Origin of the sequence: Pseudidiomarina homiensis (genome assembly GCF_003987225.1) — a bacterium.
In the GTDB taxonomy this organism is placed as follows: domain Bacteria; phylum Pseudomonadota; class Gammaproteobacteria; order Enterobacterales; family Alteromonadaceae; genus Pseudidiomarina; species Pseudidiomarina homiensis.
Genome location: NZ_PIPX01000002.1, coordinates 47,809 through 66,570, shown reverse-complemented (window position 1 = coordinate 66,570; position 18,762 = coordinate 47,809). Strand labels below are relative to the sequence as shown.

The 18,762-nt window shown below is 50.7% G+C and carries 17 protein-coding genes; 8 read left to right on the top strand and 9 right to left on the bottom strand.

Annotated features, from left to right (window positions below; all coding sequences use genetic code 11):
* Window positions 1-57 precede the first annotated feature (57 nt).
* Window positions 58-456, bottom strand: a complete 399-nt coding sequence (locus tag CWI70_RS09440; protein WP_198677691.1) for a DUF1761 domain-containing protein — start codon at window positions 454-456, stop codon at window positions 58-60.
* Window positions 457-657: 201 nt separating this feature from the next.
* Between CWI70_RS09440 and fnr the strand changes: the two genes are divergently transcribed.
* Complete coding sequence (gene fnr, locus CWI70_RS09435; RefSeq protein ID WP_198677690.1) at window positions 658-1,356, top strand: fumarate/nitrate reduction transcriptional regulator Fnr; 699 nt, start codon at window positions 658-660, stop codon at window positions 1,354-1,356.
* A 2-nt stretch (window positions 1,357-1,358) separates the two neighbouring features.
* Here fnr and CWI70_RS09430 read toward each other — a convergent pair whose 3' ends face one another.
* Window positions 1,359-1,877, bottom strand: coding sequence for a hemerythrin domain-containing protein (locus CWI70_RS09430; RefSeq protein WP_126773029.1), 519 nt, complete (start codon window positions 1,875-1,877; stop codon window positions 1,359-1,361).
* Between the two features lie 157 nt (window positions 1,878-2,034).
* Between CWI70_RS09430 and norR the strand changes: the two genes are divergently transcribed.
* The 3 genes from norR to CWI70_RS09415 are packed head-to-tail and all read left to right on the top strand — an operon-like array spanning window position 2,035 to window position 4,723.
* Window positions 2,035-3,570, top strand: coding sequence for a nitric oxide reductase transcriptional regulator NorR (norR, locus tag CWI70_RS09425; protein WP_126773027.1), 1,536 nt, complete (start codon window positions 2,035-2,037; stop codon window positions 3,568-3,570).
* A 21-nt stretch (window positions 3,571-3,591) separates the two neighbouring features.
* Window positions 3,592-3,981, top strand: coding sequence for a YbaN family protein (locus tag CWI70_RS09420; protein WP_198677689.1), 390 nt, complete (start codon window positions 3,592-3,594; stop codon window positions 3,979-3,981).
* Window positions 3,968-4,723, top strand: a complete 756-nt coding sequence (locus tag CWI70_RS09415; protein ID WP_126773025.1) for a HesA/MoeB/ThiF family protein — start codon at window positions 3,968-3,970, stop codon at window positions 4,721-4,723. Before CWI70_RS09420 ends, CWI70_RS09415 begins: the two co-directional genes overlap by 14 nt.
* On the opposite strand, the gene CWI70_RS09410 is transcribed toward CWI70_RS09415, so the two are convergent.
* The gene (locus CWI70_RS09410) at window positions 4,724-5,929 is read right to left on the bottom strand and encodes an NnrS family protein (RefSeq protein ID WP_198677688.1); all 1,206 of its coding nucleotides are present in this window, start codon (window positions 5,927-5,929) and stop codon (window positions 4,724-4,726) included. It abuts the gene before it with no gap.
* Between the two features lie 302 nt (window positions 5,930-6,231).
* On the opposite strand from CWI70_RS09410, the gene CWI70_RS09405 reads away from it, so the two are divergent.
* On the top strand, window positions 6,232-8,898 hold the full coding sequence (locus CWI70_RS09405; RefSeq protein WP_126773022.1) for a nitrate/nitrite transporter: 2,667 nt from the start codon (window positions 6,232-6,234) through the stop codon (window positions 8,896-8,898).
* Window positions 8,899-8,900: 2 nt separating this feature from the next.
* Here CWI70_RS09405 and mog read toward each other — a convergent pair whose 3' ends face one another.
* The 3 genes from mog to ubiU are packed head-to-tail and all read right to left on the bottom strand — an operon-like array spanning window position 8,901 to window position 11,342.
* The gene (gene mog / locus CWI70_RS09400; protein ID WP_126773019.1) at window positions 8,901-9,443 is read right to left on the bottom strand and encodes a molybdopterin adenylyltransferase; all 543 of its coding nucleotides are present in this window, start codon (window positions 9,441-9,443) and stop codon (window positions 8,901-8,903) included.
* Window positions 9,433-10,344: a U32 family peptidase gene (locus CWI70_RS09395; RefSeq protein WP_126773016.1), complete on the bottom strand. Its 912-nt coding sequence runs from the start codon at window positions 10,342-10,344 to the stop codon at window positions 9,433-9,435. The genes mog and CWI70_RS09395 overlap by 11 nt, the downstream gene beginning before the upstream one ends.
* 2 nt (window positions 10,345-10,346) lie before the next feature.
* Complete coding sequence (gene ubiU / locus CWI70_RS09390; RefSeq protein WP_126773013.1) at window positions 10,347-11,342, bottom strand: ubiquinone anaerobic biosynthesis protein UbiU; 996 nt, start codon at window positions 11,340-11,342, stop codon at window positions 10,347-10,349.
* Window positions 11,343-11,450: 108 nt separating this feature from the next.
* Between ubiU and ubiT the strand changes: the two genes are divergently transcribed.
* Together ubiT and hemN are read left to right on the top strand one after the other, a co-directional pair.
* Entirely contained in the window at window positions 11,451-11,921 is a 471-nt protein-coding gene (gene ubiT / locus CWI70_RS09385; protein WP_126773010.1) for a ubiquinone anaerobic biosynthesis accessory factor UbiT, read from the top strand.
* Between the two features lie 89 nt (window positions 11,922-12,010).
* Window positions 12,011-13,378 (top strand): oxygen-independent coproporphyrinogen III oxidase, encoded by a 1,368-nt coding sequence (gene hemN, locus CWI70_RS09380; RefSeq protein WP_126773007.1) that lies wholly within the window; start codon window positions 12,011-12,013, stop codon window positions 13,376-13,378.
* 4 nt (window positions 13,379-13,382) lie between these two features.
* Here hemN and CWI70_RS09375 read toward each other — a convergent pair whose 3' ends face one another.
* The 3 genes from CWI70_RS09375 to nrdG all read right to left on the bottom strand — a co-directional run bounded on the left by CWI70_RS09375 (window position 13,383) and on the right by nrdG (window position 16,220).
* Window positions 13,383-13,790, bottom strand: a complete 408-nt coding sequence (locus tag CWI70_RS09375) for a ribonucleotide reductase subunit alpha (RefSeq protein WP_126773005.1) — start codon at window positions 13,788-13,790, stop codon at window positions 13,383-13,385.
* A gap of 113 nt (window positions 13,791-13,903) precedes the next feature.
* A complete protein-coding gene (nrdD, locus tag CWI70_RS09370; RefSeq protein WP_126773002.1) occupies window positions 13,904-15,739 on the bottom strand; it encodes an anaerobic ribonucleoside-triphosphate reductase in 1,836 nt (611 codons plus the stop codon).
* Window positions 15,720-16,220 carry an anaerobic ribonucleoside-triphosphate reductase activating protein gene (gene nrdG / locus CWI70_RS09365; RefSeq protein ID WP_126772999.1) on the bottom strand — a complete coding sequence of 167 codons (501 nt, stop codon included), beginning with the start codon at window positions 16,218-16,220 and terminating at the stop codon, window positions 15,720-15,722. The genes nrdD and nrdG overlap by 20 nt, the downstream gene beginning before the upstream one ends.
* A 244-nt stretch (window positions 16,221-16,464) precedes the next feature.
* Here nrdG and CWI70_RS09360 point away from each other — a divergent pair, with 244 nt between their 5' ends.
* Entirely contained in the window at window positions 16,465-18,735 is a 2,271-nt protein-coding gene (locus CWI70_RS09360; protein WP_126772996.1) for a nitric-oxide reductase large subunit, read from the top strand.
* Window positions 18,736-18,762 lie beyond the last annotated feature (27 nt).

Genomic DNA, 18,762 nt, shown 5'->3' with positions numbered 1-18,762 from the left:
CAGCAGTTGCTAAAAAAACTGCTACATCAGCCGCTGTCGGTTGCGTTTTCAGCTCACTCACTGCCAAGCACCGATAACTAGGCCAGCCAACGTAAAGTAAGCGGTGATGTAACCGCCATGCACCAGCATGTAAGCCAGTGAGCGTTGTTCAAATAGGCTGATCACGACAAAAATCATTGCAGCCCAACCGAAGCCGGCAAGAAAGCCTGCGGTCATACCCCATTGCCAATCGGTGCCAGGTGAGGCTAAAAAGAAGGCAAGGTTAATACAAATAACCCACGAAACGATGAGCGTGATGGTAAAGACTTTGGCTGGATTGAAAGCCTTAAGTTGCTCATCGGTAATGCCTGCACTGCGCTGCCAAACTTTAGCGAACAGCATCGGTGAATACCACAGACCACCAATCACCAGATTCATCAAGGTGGCCACCGCCACCGCCCAATAGTTAATCGCCATGGTTTCCATAGAATTTCATCCTGTTTTTTCTTGTTTTTATTCTTATTTCGATAACGAAGACTGCAGGATTACTTATAGGTGATCTACCCACAAATAGGAAGTTTTTGTCTACTCCGTCGGAAGTCATTCTTTTTTGGGTTTGAAGGCGTATACTTTTAGCTCAGAAGTCACTTTGACGTAAATCAACGATTCGTGGTGAAAATGATGACATCTCACATCCATTGTCAAAATTGCAGCATGGCAACCTTATGCTTGCCTTATCAACTCAGCCCTGAGCAGACCGAGAAGCTGGATACGATTATTCAACGTCATCGCCCGCTGCAAAAGCGCGATGTGCTCATTCACAATGGCGAGCCGTTGAAGTTTCTCTATGCCGTACGTTCTGGTTCGTTAAAGTCATACACGCTTGATAGCCAAGGCAGTGAGCAAATTATCGACTTCCATCTACCAGGTGACGTGATTGGCTTTGATGGTCTTATCGACGGCAATCACCGCAGCTACACTCAAGCTCTGGAAACCACCATGCTGTGTGAGATTCCGATTCAGTCATTAGATCAGCTGTCTGCTGAGCTTCCGGGTTTACGCAAACAAATGCTGCGGTTGATGAGTGGCGAGTTGCATGCAAGTAAGACCCTACTGGGAACCTTGAATCATCACTCGGCGCAGCAGCGTTTAGCCAATTTCTTAGTAACATTATCCTCTCGCTTTCAGCAACGGGGCCTATCTAGTCGTTCATTTCGTCTATCGATGACCCGTGCCGACATTGGTAATTATTTAGGTCTTTCCGTCGAGACTGTGAGTCGTATTTTGACGCAACTCCAGTCCGAAGGGGTTCTTGCGGTGCAGAATAAACTGGTCGAAATAACTGAGCCAGAGCGCTTGCGCGCCCTGGCCGCATAAGCTTATTGGCACGAGCCGCAGCAAAAGTCCTTGCCGTGTTGCGGTGTCGCCTGTGGCTCACGAAACAGTACTTCGTTTTCGAGAGCGATATGTTGCTGCAAGTCATTGATCAACTCTTGAGTACCTTCGTACAACATGATCCATGAACCACAGGCGCCGCGGGGGGCCTTACCGTCGTTTGTGAGTTCGTTCAAACGCGCCAACATGCGTTCGTGTTCGCCGTGTTCTTCTTCCATTACCGCAATAGGGCCGCTTGGGTAAATACCGCCAGCCAACATTGGGAACAAAATTTGTTCCTCTTTCATCATGTGACTTTCAAGTTCATTTAGCATTTCGGTAAGTAGGTCGGCTAAACCCGCCGGGCAAGCATCGTGGTCGTTATGAACGTCCTCGATCTTGCGTGCCAGCTGAATAAGTTCGGGTACTTGTTGCCGGTGTTTCTCATGAAAGTTCGCCAGAATATGTTGAATAAGTTCTTGGCTTGACGCATCACGCCATTGCTCAATAAGTGCTTGGTACATAGTGACATCCTTACTGTTTCGTCAATTGTGTTCCTTTTAAATGTGCAATTTAGATGCCAGATCTACCTACTTTGATTTATATAGATTTAATTGACGTCGTGGTAGATTTCACCTAACGAAATACGGGTTATTCCCGCTTAAATGGGTGATTTTTACCATGCAAGAGACATCATTACTTGAAACCCTAATTGCCGACTTAGTGACCGAGCTACCGGCGGTTGTGCGCTTGCAAAAAGTGGTCAGTACTTTGCGCCGCCACTTCGCGTGCGGCGCTGTTGTGTTGCTACAACAAGACCAACAAGTGCTGCGTCCTATAGCGAGTACCGGCTTAGTACGTGAAGCACTTGGCCGACGCTTTATCACCGAACAACATCCTCGCTTAGCAGCCATCTTGGCATCACGCGAAACCGTGCGTTTTGAACCGGAAAGCACTTTGCCTGACCCTTATGATGGTCTTATTGAAGATAGTCCTGACGGTCATCTTGCGGTACACGACTGCATGGGGATTGCGTTATTTGTGGAAGGTAAGTGTTGGGGTGCCTTGACACTCGACGCGCTCGAACCCGGCACTTTCGATGCGGATACGATGCGTGAACTGCAACGAGCAAGTTTGCTGGTCGAAGCAGCGATTCGTATGGGACAGATCGAGCAAGGCATTCGAGCCCTACGCAACAGCCGCCGTGACGGTGAAACCGAGCTCGCTCCCAACACCGGTAGTAGCTCTGAGATTATTGGCCGTAGTCAAGCCTTACAGCAGGTTTTACAAGAGTTAGAAGTGGTAGCAAGTGCTGACTTACTAGTGTTACTCCTAGGTGAAACTGGGGTGGGTAAGGAGCTCTTTGCACGGCAATTGCATCGCTGGTCGCCACGCCGTGACAAGCCTTTGGTTTACGTGAACTGCGCCGCCTTGCCTGAGTCGTTGGCCGAAAGCGAGCTGTTTGGTCACACGCGAGGCGCCTTCTCCGGCGCAACAGCTGAGCGCGCAGGTAAATTCGATAGCGCCGATGGTGGCACACTATTTCTCGATGAAGTTGGCGAGCTGCCAGCCGCCATTCAGGCGAAGCTCTTGCGCGTGTTGCAAAACGGTGAGATTCAGCGCTTAGGCAGCGACAAGTCGCATAAGGTGAACGTGCGCTTAGTCGCCGCCACCAACCGTGATTTACAGCAACAAGTGAAAAGCGGTGACTTTCGTGCGGATCTCTATCATCGCTTGAGCGTCTATCCATTACCGATACCGCCGTTGCGCGAACGCCGCGATGACATTCCGTTGTTAGTCGGTCACTTTCTCGAGTTAAACCGTTCTCGGTTAGGCCTACGTGCATTACGCTTAAGCTCCGCCGCAGAACGCGCGTTGACTGACTACGCATGGCCGGGTAATGTGCGCGAACTCGAACACACGGTCAGTCGTGCTGCCATCAAAGCGCTGAGCCAAGGCGCCGACCGCCAAGCGATCGTCAGTATTGGTCCCGAATTGTTGGACTTACCAAACACACCGAATGCAGCGCAAGAAGTCGATAGTGCGGCCTTCACGCAAACCAGCATGAATTTGCGTGATGCAGTGCAAAAGCTGCAACAACAAATGATAGAGCAAGCCCTGCAGCAAGCAGACTATAAATGGACCCAAGCCGCACGTATACTAGAAATCGACCCTAGCAACCTGCACAAACTAGCGCAAAGGTTAGGGTTGAAGTAAACGGCCAAGCGACGGAGAAACATGACGGTCTTACTACGTATTTTGATTTGGCGCATGATCGCGATTTTTGCGCTTTTGTTGGGCGTTATCGGATTATTGTTGCCAATCATGCCGACTGTACCATTTTTATTGGTCGCCGCTTGGGCCGGAGGAAAAGGCTGGCCTGTGCTCGAAGCCAAGTTGCTCGCACACCCCAAATACGGCCCACAAATCATTGCTTGGCGCCAACATGGCGTGGTCAAGCGTCGCCCGAAAGTGATTGCTATTGTGATGATGAGCGGCAGTGCCATTATGCTGAGCTTCAGCCCTGTGCACTTGGCATTAAAGTTCGGAGTGATCGCTATTATGACAACCGTTGCTATTTGGCTTGTACTCCGCCCAGAGGAGATCCCACACGATGACCCTTCCTGAGCTCACCCGTGAACAACTGCTGCACTATAGTCGCCATGTCATGCTACCCAGCTTTGATATGCAAGGCCAAGAACGCCTGCTGGCCAGCAAAGTCTTGCTCATCGGCATGGGTGGTTTGGGATCTGCAGTAGCACCTTATCTTGCTGCAAGCGGTGTGGGTCAACTTACCATCGTCGATCACGATGTGGTGGATAAGCACAATCTACCACGGCAGACAATTTATACCGCTGATGATGTTGGCACAGCGAAGGTTTTGGCGGCCCAAGCTTATTTAAATCAGCGTAGCCCCGACTGCAACGTGCAAGTACGGCAAGAAAAAGCTCTGCATGACAATTTGCACGAGTGGATAGAGCAGCATGACGTTGTGGTGGACTGCTGTGACAACCTTGCCACTCGAAACCTTATTAATCAGGCCTGCGTGAGCCAACGCAAGCCCCACATCATGGGTGCAGCGATTCGCTATGAAGGCCAGCTTAGTGTATTCATGAATCAAGGCGAGGGGCCTTGTTACGGTTGCTTAAGTCAGTTGTTTGGTGAACAGCAACTCAGCTGTATGGAGGCGGGCATTCTCGCTCCTGTGGTGGGTGTGGTTGGCGCCCTGCAAGCGGTCGAAACCCTTAAAGTATTAGCTAAAGTCGGCACGCCAATCTCACATAAAGTGATGCTCTATGACGGCCTACACGGCGAATGGCGTAGCTTCAATCTGCCACGCCACCCGCAATGTTCACAGTGCGCTGAGTAATTAACCTGGGCGACCGTCGGCGCGTGGGGTCGTGAGTACCGGCAGATAAACAAAAACATAGATCAAATAAGCGATAACCCATGCCGCCCCCGCATACAGATACCAATCAAAAGTGTAGGCGGGCCACAGCCACGCCGCGAACACACGCAGCAAGGCAGCAATAATCACCAGTAAAAACGCTAACGACATTATTTTCTTCGGTTGCAAAGGTCGTCCGCTGTGTCCTAACGAAACCCGCGCCAGCATGGCAAGAATCATACTACCCATAGCACCAGCTGTTAGCGCATGGGTCGCCGTGCTTATCGTCACGCTTGGGTTGAGATAGTGCACTGCATACAGCGCCAAACCTATGGGTAAAAACCAGTATGCGATGTGTAACGACCACACCAACGGCACCTTTAAAGTAATCCATAGTTTCCAACGGGCACAACGAGTCGCCAGTAAAACTGCGGCGATGGCATACAAGGCAGCCATAATGGGTGCCCCAATGAAGCTACTCAATTGCGTTATTTGTAACGCAAAAATCAGCCACAGACTGCCTAAGCTGAGCCTATCCAACCAAACGATGGGCTGTACCTTCTGGGTCATGGTGCCGTTGGCGGTAAACATTGGAATCACCCGCCCACCAACAATCGCCATCAACAAAGTAATAAGCAGAACTGCATTTTGGCTACCCACTTGCTGCAAATCAAAACGGCCAGTGAGACGGCCGTAGTACATCAGACCGTTGCACAATGCGAGTAACAGTAAGACCGGAACGAAAAATAGGTTACGTTGTTGGCGTACGGCAATGAGCGGCACCGCCAACAAGATCGCGGCCAACGGTAAAAATGCGAGATCGATGATGATCGGCACATATGGCGGCAAGAAAGCCCCAAAAAGCAAGCTTATTCGTCCCAATAGCCATACCGTAGTTAGCACCGCTAAAGCTCGACCGTGGGTCGCCCGCAGACCGGTCCAATTTTGCACCGCAGTGAGCAAAAAGCCGACAATAATAGCGGCAACAAAACCAAACAACATTTCGTGACTATGCCAAAACATCACATCGGCAAACACTGGTAACTGCACCGCGCCGCTAAGTACCCACAGCCATAGCATCATGGCAAGTGCGCTGAAGGTAGCTCCTAGTAAGAACATTGGTCGAAAGGCTTGGCGCAGCAATGGCCACATTTTCTGTTCGATCTGAAGATCAGTAATTTGAATCATGACGCACCCTTAACATGCATTTTGTATCTATGTTTATATCACAAAAAGCTGTGCAATCGACACTGATTTCCTTGGTGTACCTCTTATTACCTTCAACCTTAAATGAGGTCTAGGCGAGCTACCTAACAGGAGGTAATCGGCCCTAAAAGCACGGTGATTTGAGCGCCATTTTTAGTTCCCCCTAAAGCGGTAGTAACCAAGCTAAGCCTCTGTTGTAGCGCCGTTTGATAGCTATCCGAAGCCCCAGAAATAAGTAGACTGAAGCGAGTTAACTTCACCGTCGTACCTTGAGGAGCTTGGCTATGACAACACCGCAACAAAACGTGAGTAAGTTTGACCGCTACCGGGCGCTCGGACTCTCAACTTTTGCGTTCACATTGTGTTTCGCTGTGTGGACCATCTTTTCGATCATCGGTATTCAGATTAAAGATGATTTTAATCTAAGTGACACGCAGCTTGGCTTGCTCATGGCCACGCCAATTTTGACCGGTTCAATAAGCCGGATGTTCTTAGGCATATGGACCGACCGTTTAGGCGGGCGCTGGGTATTCGGCGTTTTGATGCTGACCACAGCACTTTGTGTCTACTTACTCACCTTTGCCAACAGCTACTACATGTTGCTCGTTGGTGCGCTAGGTGTCGGTTTAGCTGGCGGTGCCTTTATCGTTGGTGTCACCTACACCTCGGCATGGTTCGAAAGTAAGCAACAAGGTACTGCCCTCGGTATTTTTGGTGCGGGTAACGTCGGTTCGGCCGTCACTAACTTTGGTGCGCCGTTCTTGCTCGTGGCGCTGGGTTGGCAGGGCGCAGCCCAAGTTTACGCCACCGTCATCGGCATCATGGGTATCGTCTTTATCGTTATAGCCAAGGAAGATCCGCTCACTCAGCAACGTCGTGAGCAGCCCAAGCAAAGCTTCTGGGAGCAAATGGCACCACTTGCTGAATTGCGTGTTTGGCGCTTTAGCTTGTACTACTTCTTCGTTTTTGGTGCCTTCGTTGCCTTGGCTTTGTGGCTGCCGCACTACCTAATGGAAGTCTACGACTTAAGCATTAAAGAAGCCGGTATCATCGCCGCGCTTTACACGATTCCAGCGTCCCTCTTCCGTATTCTCGGCGGCTGGATGTCAGACAAATACGGCGCGCGTCGAGTCATGTATTGGACCTTTATTGCCTCTGCCGTATGTACTTTCCTGCTGAGTTATCCATCTACTGAGTACATCGTGCAAGGCGTCCACGGCGAAATTCGCTTCCAGTTTGAAATCACGCTGGCAATGTTTGTGGTACTGACCTTCGTACTTGGCTTTTTTATGTCGCTCGGTAAGGCTGCGGTGTTCAAACACATTCCTGTCTACTACCCGAAAAGCGTTGGTGCGGTCGGCGGTGTGGTCGGTATGATCGGTGGTCTCGGTGGCTTCTTCTTACCGCTCACCTTCGGTATGTTGAATGACGTGATTGGCGTATGGCAAAGCGTCTTTATGCTGCTCTTCGCCATTACTGTTGGTTCATTGTGGTGGATGCACTTCGCCATTCGTCGTGCAGAGCGTATGGAGCTACTCAGTGGTTCCGAGCAGACCGACTTACCTGAACTATCGACTCCTGACCACTACACCCTTGATGACTGGCGTCCGGAAGACAAAGACTTTTGGGAAACCAAAGGTAAGAAAATCGCCAGCCGTAACCTGTGGATTTCGATTCCGAACCTGTTCTTAGCGTTCGCAGTCTGGACCATCTGGAGTATCTTAGTGGTGAAAATGCCGCAGCTTGGCTTCGGCTATTCGTCGAACGAGCTGTTCTGGCTTGCGGCACTACCGGCATTATCTGGTGCGACACTACGAATCTTCTATAGCTTTATGGTGCCGATCTTTGGTGGCCGACGCTGGACCGCTATTTCTACGGCGTCCTTGCTTATTCCTTGTGTGTGGATAGGTTTTGCCATTCAAAACCCCGATACGCCGTACATCATTATGCTGATTTTAGCGCTGCTCTGCGGTTTTGGTGGCGGTAACTTCTCCAGTTCAATGGCAAATATTAGCTTCTTCTACCCGCAAAAAGAGAAAGGCGGTGCCTTAGGCATGAATGCCGGCCTTGGTAACCTCGGTGTCTCAGGCATGCAATTGCTTGCACCTTTGGTTATTGCTAGTAGCGTGTTTGGTCCATTTGGCGGCGACCCATTAACTGTTGTCAGTGGCGCTAATGCTGGTAGTGAGCTGTGGTTGCAGAACGCAGCTTTTCTGTGGGTACCTTTGATTGCCATTGGTGCGATTGCAGCGTGGTTCGGCATGAACGACATCTCGTCAGCTAAAGCGTCGTTCAGTGATCAAGCGGTGATTTTTAAGCGCTCACACAATTGGATCATGTGTATCTTGTACCTTGGAACCTTTGGTAGCTTTATCGGCTTTGCCGCTGGCTTCCCGCTGCTTTCAGGAATGCTGTTCCCGGAAGTTGATCCAACCAAGTATGCCTTCCTTGGTCCATTAGTTGGCGCCTTGGCGCGACCTGCTGGTGGTGTCATCGCCGATAAGCTCGGTGGAGCACGCGTGACCTTCTGGAACTTCCTGTTGATGATACTGGGCGTCATCGGTGTGCTTTATTACCTGCCACTCGGTGACAGTGCCGGCAGCTTCACGGGCTTCTTCGTCTCGTTCCTGGTGCTCTTTATTGCCACAGGTATCGGTAACGGTTCTACCTTCCGCATGGTGCCGGTGATCTTCTTGAACCAGCGCAAACGTGTACACGGTGACACCGACGTAGCCATCAAAGAAGGTAACAAAGAGTCAGCAGCGGTTATCGGCTTTATCTCAGCCTTCGCCGCTTACGGTGGCTTCTTTATTCCGAAGGCTTACGGTACGTCAATTGCGATGACCGGTAGCGTGGCCGGTGCACTGTATGCCTTTATCGGATTCTATGCGCTATGCACCGTGATCACCTGGTGGTTCTACTCACGTAAAGGTGCGGCTGACCCTTGTTAGGGTCAGCTTTTTTTCGGCCGGAAAGGTTGGATGACGCTTTCGTCGCATTCAAGATAGGGGCCGTTCATCAAATCAATGCAATAAGGGATTGCAGGGAATACGGCATCAAGGCACTGACGAATGGCTTTTGGTTTACCGGGTAAGTTAACGATAAGGCTAGAACCACGCAGGCCCGCAGTTTGCCGCGACAAAATTGCGGTCGGGACGTATTTCAGAGACTCCGCCCGCATCAATTCACCAAAGCCTGGCATCATGCGATCACACACCGCTTCCGTTGCCTCTGGGGTGACATCGCGTTCGGCAGGCCCTGTACCGCCCGTGGTGACAACTAAACAGCAGTTTTCATCATCCACTAGCTCACGCAAGGTTGCCTCAATAACCTCCTTTTCGTCTGGAATAAGCCGATAAAAGGCTTGCCATGGCGAGGTTAGATAGTCATCCAAGGTCGATTCAATCGCTCTTCCGGAAATGTCGTCATAAACGCCCGCGCTAGCACGGTCGCTTACGGTCACTACGCCAATCCGCGCAGGTTGCTCAGCTTTCATACTTCTCCACCTTGGTTTGCTTACTTTCATCAGCTTGCACGAGGCCAGCCAATTTTAACCAATAGCCATTACTTTCGTTTCTCGCTAATGGATAGGGCTGCAGGCCATCTTGATTCATCTTAAAGCGCCGTAGCCAGCTCATCGTGTCATGTGCTTGAGGACTTAAGCGTACCATATCCACTAGACCGTGCATGCCCTTAAGCTGGTTGATCAAATTATAGCGGGTGCCTGATTGCGTCTGTATGCCATTGAGCACAAACACATCGGTGCCGTCTTGGCTGGTCACTTTGCGGCCCTCTGGGTACTTGATGCAACACAGCTCGCACTGATCTTTCGCGCGGTTTTCTGAACGTGCGGTAAAGCAGCGCCCTGACCACGCTAAAGGCAAGTGGCCGAAAGCGAACAGCTCGGTTTCAAAACAGTCACGGACACTCTCGATCAGCGGCTCGGCCAATAATTCGGCCAACCAGTCGCGGGATAACTCTACTGGAATGACCCAACGCTTCATCCCCATGCCAACGAGCTTACGCAGACTATGTTGATTATAGATCTGCAGTGCAGAACCGCCGACAAACGGCAGTTTGTTTTCATGCAAGAAGCTAATCGCACCAACGTCGTTGGCCTCAACCATGAATTCGCCGTTGTCACAATATTTGCGCAGTTCGCGCAGCTCTGATGGTGCTTCCAAGAGCGTCATGCTCGACAGGCACACTTGCTTACCGGCTTCACGGAGCGTTTGCGCGATACGAAAATAGTCTTCGAACTTAAGTTCGCGGCGCTTGCTACACACCGTTTCGCCCAGATAGACACAATCCACATCTGAACTCGCAACTTGCTCGTAAAAGCACTCAACTTGCGCCTTTGGCCAAAAATATAAAATAGGTCCAAACGAGAATTTCATGGTTACTTCCATTTTCGATGATAGGCACCCAATGTGGTTTGACTGCCTTCAGATAAATTAGCGAGCACGGCATTCCAGTCCCTTTGTACGGTGAAATGCTCAGGGTCCTGCATGACACGGTCGATCGCTTGACGCCACACCCTTGTGATTTGTGCCACGTAGGCAGGGCTGCGCTGGCGACCTTCGATTTTGAGACTAGCAATACCTTCGCGATAGAGCTCGGGGAGCAAGTCTAAAGTGTTCAAACTGGTGGGCTCTTCCAAGGCATGGTAGGTCGCATCGCCAACTTGGAAGCGGCCTTTGCAAAGGGTTGGATAGCCGGCGGTTTCGTCGGCGGCAAAGCGGTCGATCATAATGCCATTTAGCCGTGATTCTAAGCCGCCATCGGCGGTTTCATCCCAGCGCACGTACTGTGCCGGCGAACAGGCACCGGCGGTGTTGGGCGACTCGCCAGTCATGTAAGAACTCAAATAGCAGCGCCCTTCCGCCATAATGCAGAGACTGCCAAAAGCAAAAACTTCTAGCTCCACATCGGTGGTGCGCGCCAATGAACGTACTTGTTGCATCGACAACACCCTAGGCAGTACCACGCGTTTCACGCCGAATTGCTTGTAGAAGTCGATCGCCGCCGCATTGGTGGCCGAAGCTTGTACGCTTAGGTGTAGTTCCATTTTTGGATAACGCTCGGCCGCGTAGGCCAGCACCGCAATATCCGCCACAATCAACACATCGACGCCGGCGGCGGCAGCATCATCAACGGCCTGACGCCAATGGTCCCAGGTTTTGACATGCGCAAAGGTGTTAATCGCAACGTGTATTTTCTTACCGTAGCTATGCACCAAGCGCGCCGCTTCGCGTAAGCTAGCTGCGTCAAGATTCAGCCCAGCAAAATGCCGAGCATTGGTTTCACCTTTAAACCCTACATAAACGGCATCAGCACCGTTTTCTAATGCAGCTTTTAATGCTGGCATGCTGCCAGCAGGACAGAGCAATTCCATGTTTTGGGCCTTCACTTGCGGATTTGTTGATCTTCACCATGAACATGCATTCATAATGGCAATTATAATGCTTCGTGACGTTGACGTGGCGCAAATGCGAGGCAATGAATGGTTATCACCAAAGTAGTAGAATGGGCACCTCGGGTGTTGGCAAAAGGCGTTGCAATTGCGCCTTCGGGGCTTACTTGCTCACTCATTGAGCAGCTTTTTCGGCGGCTGTTTGCGAGCGACAGCAAGGCGGGTGCCTTCGCCTTTCTTGAGGGCCGCTGGGCGGGAATCGAGATCACCGATCTTGGGCTACAATTTGCGGTTAGCAGCCATAACCAATTGTTGCTGGTGCGACCTAGGGCCAAGCCTCTCGATGTAACGATGCGCGTCACCTGGCCGGTGTTATTGCAGCTGGCAACTCAGCAAGTTGACCCCGATACACTCTTCTTTCGTCGCAAGCTACTAGTGACCGGCGATACCGAGCTTGGCTTGCAGCTAAAGAACCTGCTCGACACTATTGAAATGAAGGAGCGCATGCCGGCGTTTGCCTACCAACAATTGGAATTGTTGGCGGAAAAGTCTTTGACTTAGATCAAAGAAGTAACCCTTCAGGAGTATCAAATTTTTGATCTGAATCACTTAAAATAGGTCCCACATTCGCCGCTTTATTGGAGTTCATTATGTCTGCGGTAACTTGGGATCAAGCTTTGATCGACAAATACAACATTAATGGCCCGCGCTACACGTCGTATCCAACGGCGTTAGCCTTAACCAGTGACTTTGCCGTAACTAAGGTTGCTGAAACTCTGGCGGCCGCGCCGACAGCGTTAAGCTTGTATTTGCATTTACCGTTCTGCCATAAGCTCTGTTATTACTGCGGCTGTAATAAGGTCATCACGCGCCATCAACATAAAGCCGATCGTTACTTGGATATGCTGGCCAAAGAAATGGCGATGTATCAGCCGATGCTGGGTGAGCGTGTGGTCAATCAAATTCACCTTGGCGGTGGTACGCCGACGTTCCTGACGGAAGAACAACTTAGCCGCCTGTGGGAACTCCTGAATCAGTACTTCACCATTACTGCTGATGCCGAGTTAAGCATTGAAATCGACCCGCGGAGTTGCAGTGACGATAAGCTGCGGCATTTGCGTAAGCTGGGCTTCAATCGGGTCAGCTATGGTGTGCAGGACTTTGACGAAAAAGTGCAAATTGCCATTAATCGCGTGCAAGATACGGATTTGATTAAGCATCAGGTACAACTCAGTCGTGAGCTTGGCTTTGACTCTATCAATTTGGATCTGATTTATGGCCTGCCCTATCAGCAGCCGCAAAGCTTTGCCGCGTCGATTGAGCAAGTGATCGAATTAGCGCCTGACCGTGTGTCGTTGTTTAGTTATGCGCATTTGCCGCAGCGTTTCGCAGGGCAACGCAAAATTCCAGACAGCTCGCTGCCATCTGCGCCAATCAAGCTTGAGTTGTTGCAGCTTGGCATCACTCGCTTCAGCGCTGCGGGCTATCAATTCATTGGTATGGACCATTTTGCCAAGGTTGATGATGAACTCGCGCAAGCTCAGCAACAAGGTCGCCTACAACGTAACTTCCAAGGCTATACCACGGCAGGTCAAGACTGCATGTTAGGTCTGGGATCTTCGTCGATTAGCCAAATCGATGGGGTACTGTGGCAAAACGCGAAGGACCTACCGGACTACTACAAAGCGATTGAAAACGGCGAATTACCTGTGGTGAAAGGCTTCAGCTTAAGCGCCGACGACCGCTTACGGGCAGCGCTGATTTCGCAGGTGATCTGTCACTTTAACCTTGATCTCGAAGCGTTCAGCGAACAGTGGAACATCGACGATTTTTGGGGTTACTTTGCCAATGCAAAGGCAAAACTACAGCCGTTTATCGAAGATGGCTTGGTTGAGGTATCGGCAACAGAACTCAAGGTGACCGAACTAGGTCGTTTGTGGGTGCGCAGTATCTGTGCGTGCTTTGACGCCTACCTCGACAGCGAGGCAGGAATGCCTCGCTACTCGAAAGTAGTGTAAAGGCTCAGGCGAACAGTTGTAGTAGTTCGCCTTGCTTATTCACGGTCACAAAGTCGGCGATACTGCCGGCTTTTATTTTATTGACCATCAGCGTTAGCGGCTGCTCGGCTTCATCGCTGCTGGGCGGGTGCCCTGCGCGACCTTCCATGCTGGCGATAAAGGCGATATCCCAGGCCATACCGGTACGGTTCGACTCATCCACCAACACGGCAAAATCGGTCACTTCTTCCGGCAATTTATCCACACACAGCACCGGCTCTAACGCGCCACCTTGTTGCTCTGCAAACCGCGCTTGCTGGCTGGCGGTCGCATCTTGTGGCAACTCTGCTTTGGCCAAAACAAACAATAAGCGTTGTGGCTCGGGTTGCTGCTGAGCAGCGGCAATAAGATCGTTATAACTTTCAATAACCATAGGTTGTATCTCTTACAAAGATTTTCGACCTGTTATTGTAATTGTTTCGCGCGCCATACCCCATACAACAAAAAAGGGAGCTAAGCTCCCTCTTTATGAGTAGTTTTTGCCGTCTAACTCGCTTGGCGCCATGCTGCTTGCGCCGCACCAACAGGGTGGTCAACTTGCGTTTGATGCTGGCGATGGTAATGCCGCTTGTTATGTTCCTTTTGACGCCCCGAACTGAAAGCGGATACCCGCTTCAAGTAACCAATCACCCGTGTACCGTAATCGATATCGGCCGAGCCGCACGATGAGCAGGCGTGCAAGGTACGCTTGTCGATGTGCTCACACGCGTTGCAAATGGTGATTTTGACGTTGATGCAGAAGTAATTACAGCCCGTGCGCGCCGCCGTATTCAGTAGCGCTAGATAGCCCGGCTGATTGAGTTTTTCGTCTAGGTTCAGGTGTAAGGCCGAGCCACCGTCAAGGTACTGAATGAGTTCGGAGCCATGCAGCATAAACTTATCCAGCGCATTGGAGTTTTCATCTTCGACCACGTAAAAATACGAGTTGTAGCAATCACGCGGCACGAAATAGCCATCAGCGCGGTCCCACTTGGCGTTTTTCACACCCAAGTTTTCCGCAGGCACAAACTCGGTATTGAACATGTAACCGTATTCTTTACGCGCCGCTTTGTTGGCATCGTAAATCACCTTCAGGCGCTCCTGTACAAACGCGGCGTACTCTGGGTTATTACTCGCTTCAATACCTTGTGATTCCGCGGCTTCCACCATGCCGTTGATGCCGATGGTCAAGAACTGCTTGTCGAGACTAATAAAACCGGCGTCATAAACGGTCAACAAACCCGCTTCTTTGTATTCTTCCATGAGCTTGCGATAAGCCACCTGATATTTCTGAATTTTGTCAATTTCGGTAGCTAAATCGCGGCCATCTTGCACCAAACGGTTCATATTGATGGTGATCACGTTGATCGAGCCCGTTGCCACCCCGCCTGCACCTAGGGTGTACGAGAAAGTATTGTCGCTAATTTCGCTACGTAGTCGACAACAGGACGCTAACGAGTCGGCATTGTCTGATAAATACACAAAAAACGAATTGCCGTCAGCAAGCTCTGCAGCCACCCCCTCGGCAAACTGCTGATCTTTGCAAGCTCCGTCTTCCGTCAGCATAGCGACGGTCACCACAGGGAAGGTGAGAATGGTTTTCTTACGTTCGTTATTGAACCACTGCATAAAGAAATCTTGCAGCCCGCTGACCGAGCTCCATTCAGGTTTACTGAAATCTGGGAATACAAAGTCGCCAAACATGCTCTCGAAATAAAATTTGTCGTACACCGAAATATTCCAGAACACGCTTTGGTAGCCGCGGGCGGCGGCTGGTTGGTTTAACGCATACACCACGTGCTGCAAGTGGTTTTCGATCTGGTGACGGTGGGTGTTGAGGTAATCATCACCATAGTCTTTGCGCGCAAAATAATCGAAATACGTTAGAAACTCGACGGTGGCCACGGCGCCAGCAAACTGCGAACTGACGGCAAAAACAAAGTTGACGAAGCAACCACAGAAGCTTTCGAGGTGCTTCGGCGCTTGTGATTCGCCGCCTAGCTTGGTCAGGCCATCACGTAAAAACGGATACATGGTAACCGACACGCAATAGGGCTTCAGACTGGTTTCATCGTGCACGTAAATCTCATGGTCTTCGATTTGCCGCACATATTCTTCAGCCAAGTCGTTGCCGAATAACTCTGCGATTTTGGTGCTGACCTGCTTGCGGTTCACTTGCACAAAGAAATCTTTCATCAATTCCGCTTCAAGGGTCGCAATGTTCTTTTGTGTGACGTTGGCATTAGCATCCATCTTCGAACCATCGGCGGCATTTTGGGCTTGCAAATAGTCGTGGATGAACTGCATTTTGTGGTCAATTTGCTCAGGTTGTAAGCGCAACATGTTGTTCTTCCTTTCTTTTTATGTCGATAAATTCCGGGCAAAACAAGGCATTCAGCACTTCCCCGGTGCGTAAGTCGTAATAGCGTTGGTTGGTGATGGGCGAGTCAAGGCCACCGCACTCAGGGCGCCATGGCCCGGTCTTTAAGTAAGTTAAGTGCTGGGTCAAATTATTGGATACCTGCTCATAGCCGGTATAAAGGCAGGTTTGCAGGTCTAACAGTTTGGCCCGACGCAGCAGTAGTTCGAGTCGCGCCGGGTACCATTCACCACCAAGAAACAGAACTGCGGTAATAAGTCCTTGATAACGGTTCAGCTGCTTCTCAAAATGTTCATCGGTCAATTCCACGCCACGGTCTGCCGGCCAGCTATCCGCACTATGGCAACCTTTACAGCCAACAGGGCAGCCGGTGATGGTATAAGCCAACGCTACCTCACCCGGAACCTCTTGAAAGACAATGTCTACCGCACTAAAACGCATCATTTCGTCACCAAAACACTATATATTGTGGTTCAGATTAGATGATGGCACTAGATTTGCGTTGATCATGATCAACAAAAGTGCTGCGTGGGTAGAAACAACCCATAGTGTCGATTTGACTAGCGAAACGGCAGGGTAGAAAAAACCCTATTACACATCAAAGTCTAATAGAAACAATAAGATAAAAGTTGGCAAGGCAATTGCAATACAACCTGTGGAGATAAACCTCATAACAAGAAGGTGATGTATGGCAGGTTATAAAAAACTTTGGTGGACGCTGATTGCGATACTCGCAATTACGTTCGGAATACTAGGTTACTTCGGCCACGAAGTGTATCGCGAAGCCCCGCCGATTCCGGCGAAATTTGTGACCACAAACGGCCAAACGTTAATGACCGAAGAGTCAATTCTTGACGGTCAAACCGCATGGCAATCCGTCGGTGGTATGCAGCTCGGTTCGATTTGGGGGCATGGTGCCTACCAAGCGCCCGACTGGACCGCTGATTGGTTGCATCGTGAACTCTTAGCGTGGTTAGAGATTGCCGCAGCAGAAGAGTTTATGACGCAGTACGACAAACTCACGCCAGCGCAGCAGAATCAACTGCAATTTGCGCTGAAACAGGCGTATCGCACCAACACTTACGATGCAGTAAGCAACGAGGTGGTGATCGACGAGCGTCGTGCGCAAGCCATTGCCGATACAGCGGATTACTATATTCGCTTGTTTAGCGATGATGCCGCACTGCGCAGCACGCGTGAAAGCTATGCGATGAAAGAGAATACTCTGCCAAGCCTTGAACGTCGTGAACGTATGGCAGAATTCTTCTTCTGGACTGCTTGGGCGGCAGCAACTGAGCGCCCTGATGCTGACGTAACCTACACCAACAACTGGCCCCACGAGCCGTTGATCGATAACGTGCCCAGCGCTGAGAACATCATCTGGTCTATCGTCAGTGTGATTTTATTGATTGCCGGTGTCGGTGGCTTGATTTGGGGCTGGGCCTTTATTCGTAAACATGACGAAGAAGAACCTGCGGCACCCAAGCAAGACCCGATTAGCTTGGTTAAATTAACCCCGTCACAAAAAGCCTTGGGCAAATACCTGTTCATTGTTGTGGCGTTGTTTACCTTGCAAGTTTTGTTAGGGGGCTTCACCGCGCACTATACCGTTGAAGGCCAAGAGTTCTACGGCATTAACGTATCTGAATGGTTCCCGTACAGCTTAGTACGTACCTGGCATATTCAAGCAGCCTTGTTCTGGATTGCCACCGGCTTTTTGGCTGCGGGCTTATTCCTTGCGCCGATCATCAATGGCGGCAAAGACCCCAAATACCAAAAGCTGGGTGTTGATATCCTGTTCTGGGCCTTGGTGGTTGTGGTTGCCGGTACCTTTATCGGTAGCTTCCTTGCCATTGCACAAATCATGCCTGAGCACTTAAATTTCTGGCTCGGTCACCAAGGTTACGAATACGTCGACCTCGGCCGCTTATGGCAGATTGGTAAGTTCGTCGGCATCGTGTTCTGGCTTGCCTTGATGATGCGTGGCGTAGTTGGCGCTTTTAAAGTCAAAGGCGACAAGAACTTACTGGCACTATTTACCGCTTCAGTCGTTGCTATCGGCCTGTTCTACGGTGCCGGCTTCTTCTACGGCGAGCGCACCCACTTGTCAGTGATGGAATACTGGCGCTGGTGGATTGTACACCTTTGGGTTGAAGGCTTCTTTGAAGTGTTCGCGACCACTGCCATTGCCTTTATCTTCCACAGCATGGGCTTGGTGTCACGGAAAATGGCCACCACTGCGTCACTGGCATCAGCATCATTGTTTATGCTTGGCGGCGTACCGGGTACTTTCCACCACTTGTACTTCTCAGGCACCACGACTCCGGTCATGGCTGTGGGCGCAACCTTCAGCGCACTAGAAGTGGTACCGCTTATCGTGCTCGGCTACGAAGCATGGGAAAACTGGAGCATGCAACACAAAGCGCCGTGGATGGCCCGCATTAAATGGCCACTCATGTGCTTCGTTGCCGTCGCGTTCTGGAACATGTTGGGCGCTGGCGTGTTGGGCTTCATGATCAACCCACCGATTTCGCTCTACTATGTGCAAGGTTTGAACACCACGCCAACCCACGCCCACGCAGCCCTGTTCGGTGTGTATGGCTTCTTGGCGCTTGGTTTCGTCCTGCTCATCTTGCGCTACATCCGTCCACACTTAGCGTTCAATGACAAACTTATGAACACTGCGTTCTGGTGGATGAACGGCGGCTTAGTGTTGATGCTCTTCAGCAGCTTGCTACCGATTGGCTTCATTCAGTTCTACGCCGCGGCTTCAGAAGGTCTCTGGTATGCCCGTAGCGAAGCCTTTATGCAACAACCGTTACTCGAAGGTTTACGTTGGGTGCGCACAGTTGGGGATGTGATCTTCATCATCGGTGCCCTCGCGATTAGCTGGCAGGTTGTCAGTGGGCTTTGGGGTAAACAAGCCAAGCAAGAAGGCATTGCCGTCGAACAAAACTAACGATTTCTCGTTGTGGGAGGTGCACTG

Bases quoted from the DNA above. Each gene is read 5' to 3' on its own strand.
- CWI70_RS09440 (WP_198677691.1), bottom strand. From the start codon at position 456: ATGGCGATTAACTATTGGGCGGTGGCGGTGGCCACCTTGATGAATCTG.
- fnr (WP_198677690.1), top strand. From the start codon at position 658: ATGATGACATCTCACATCCATTGTCAAAATTGCAGCATGGCAACCTTA.
- CWI70_RS09430 (WP_126773029.1), bottom strand. From the start codon at position 1,877: ATGTACCAAGCACTTATTGAGCAATGGCGTGATGCGTCAAGCCAAGAA.
- norR (WP_126773027.1), top strand. From the start codon at position 2,035: ATGCAAGAGACATCATTACTTGAAACCCTAATTGCCGACTTAGTGACC.
- CWI70_RS09420 (WP_198677689.1), top strand. From the start codon at position 3,592: ATGACGGTCTTACTACGTATTTTGATTTGGCGCATGATCGCGATTTTT.
- CWI70_RS09415 (WP_126773025.1), top strand. From the start codon at position 3,968: ATGACCCTTCCTGAGCTCACCCGTGAACAACTGCTGCACTATAGTCGC.
- CWI70_RS09410 (WP_198677688.1), bottom strand. From the start codon at position 5,929: ATGATTCAAATTACTGATCTTCAGATCGAACAGAAAATGTGGCCATTG.
- CWI70_RS09405 (WP_126773022.1), top strand. From the start codon at position 6,232: ATGACAACACCGCAACAAAACGTGAGTAAGTTTGACCGCTACCGGGCG.
- mog (WP_126773019.1), bottom strand. From the start codon at position 9,443: ATGAAAGCTGAGCAACCTGCGCGGATTGGCGTAGTGACCGTAAGCGAC.
- CWI70_RS09395 (WP_126773016.1), bottom strand. From the start codon at position 10,344: ATGAAATTCTCGTTTGGACCTATTTTATATTTTTGGCCAAAGGCGCAA.
- ubiU (WP_126773013.1), bottom strand. From the start codon at position 11,342: ATGGAATTGCTCTGTCCTGCTGGCAGCATGCCAGCATTAAAAGCTGCA.
- ubiT (WP_126773010.1), top strand. From the start codon at position 11,451: ATGGTTATCACCAAAGTAGTAGAATGGGCACCTCGGGTGTTGGCAAAA.
- hemN (WP_126773007.1), top strand. From the start codon at position 12,011: ATGTCTGCGGTAACTTGGGATCAAGCTTTGATCGACAAATACAACATT.
- CWI70_RS09375 (WP_126773005.1), bottom strand. From the start codon at position 13,790: ATGGTTATTGAAAGTTATAACGATCTTATTGCCGCTGCTCAGCAGCAA.
- nrdD (WP_126773002.1), bottom strand. From the start codon at position 15,739: ATGTTGCGCTTACAACCTGAGCAAATTGACCACAAAATGCAGTTCATC.
- nrdG (WP_126772999.1), bottom strand. From the start codon at position 16,220: ATGATGCGTTTTAGTGCGGTAGACATTGTCTTTCAAGAGGTTCCGGGT.
- CWI70_RS09360 (WP_126772996.1), top strand. From the start codon at position 16,465: ATGGCAGGTTATAAAAAACTTTGGTGGACGCTGATTGCGATACTCGCA.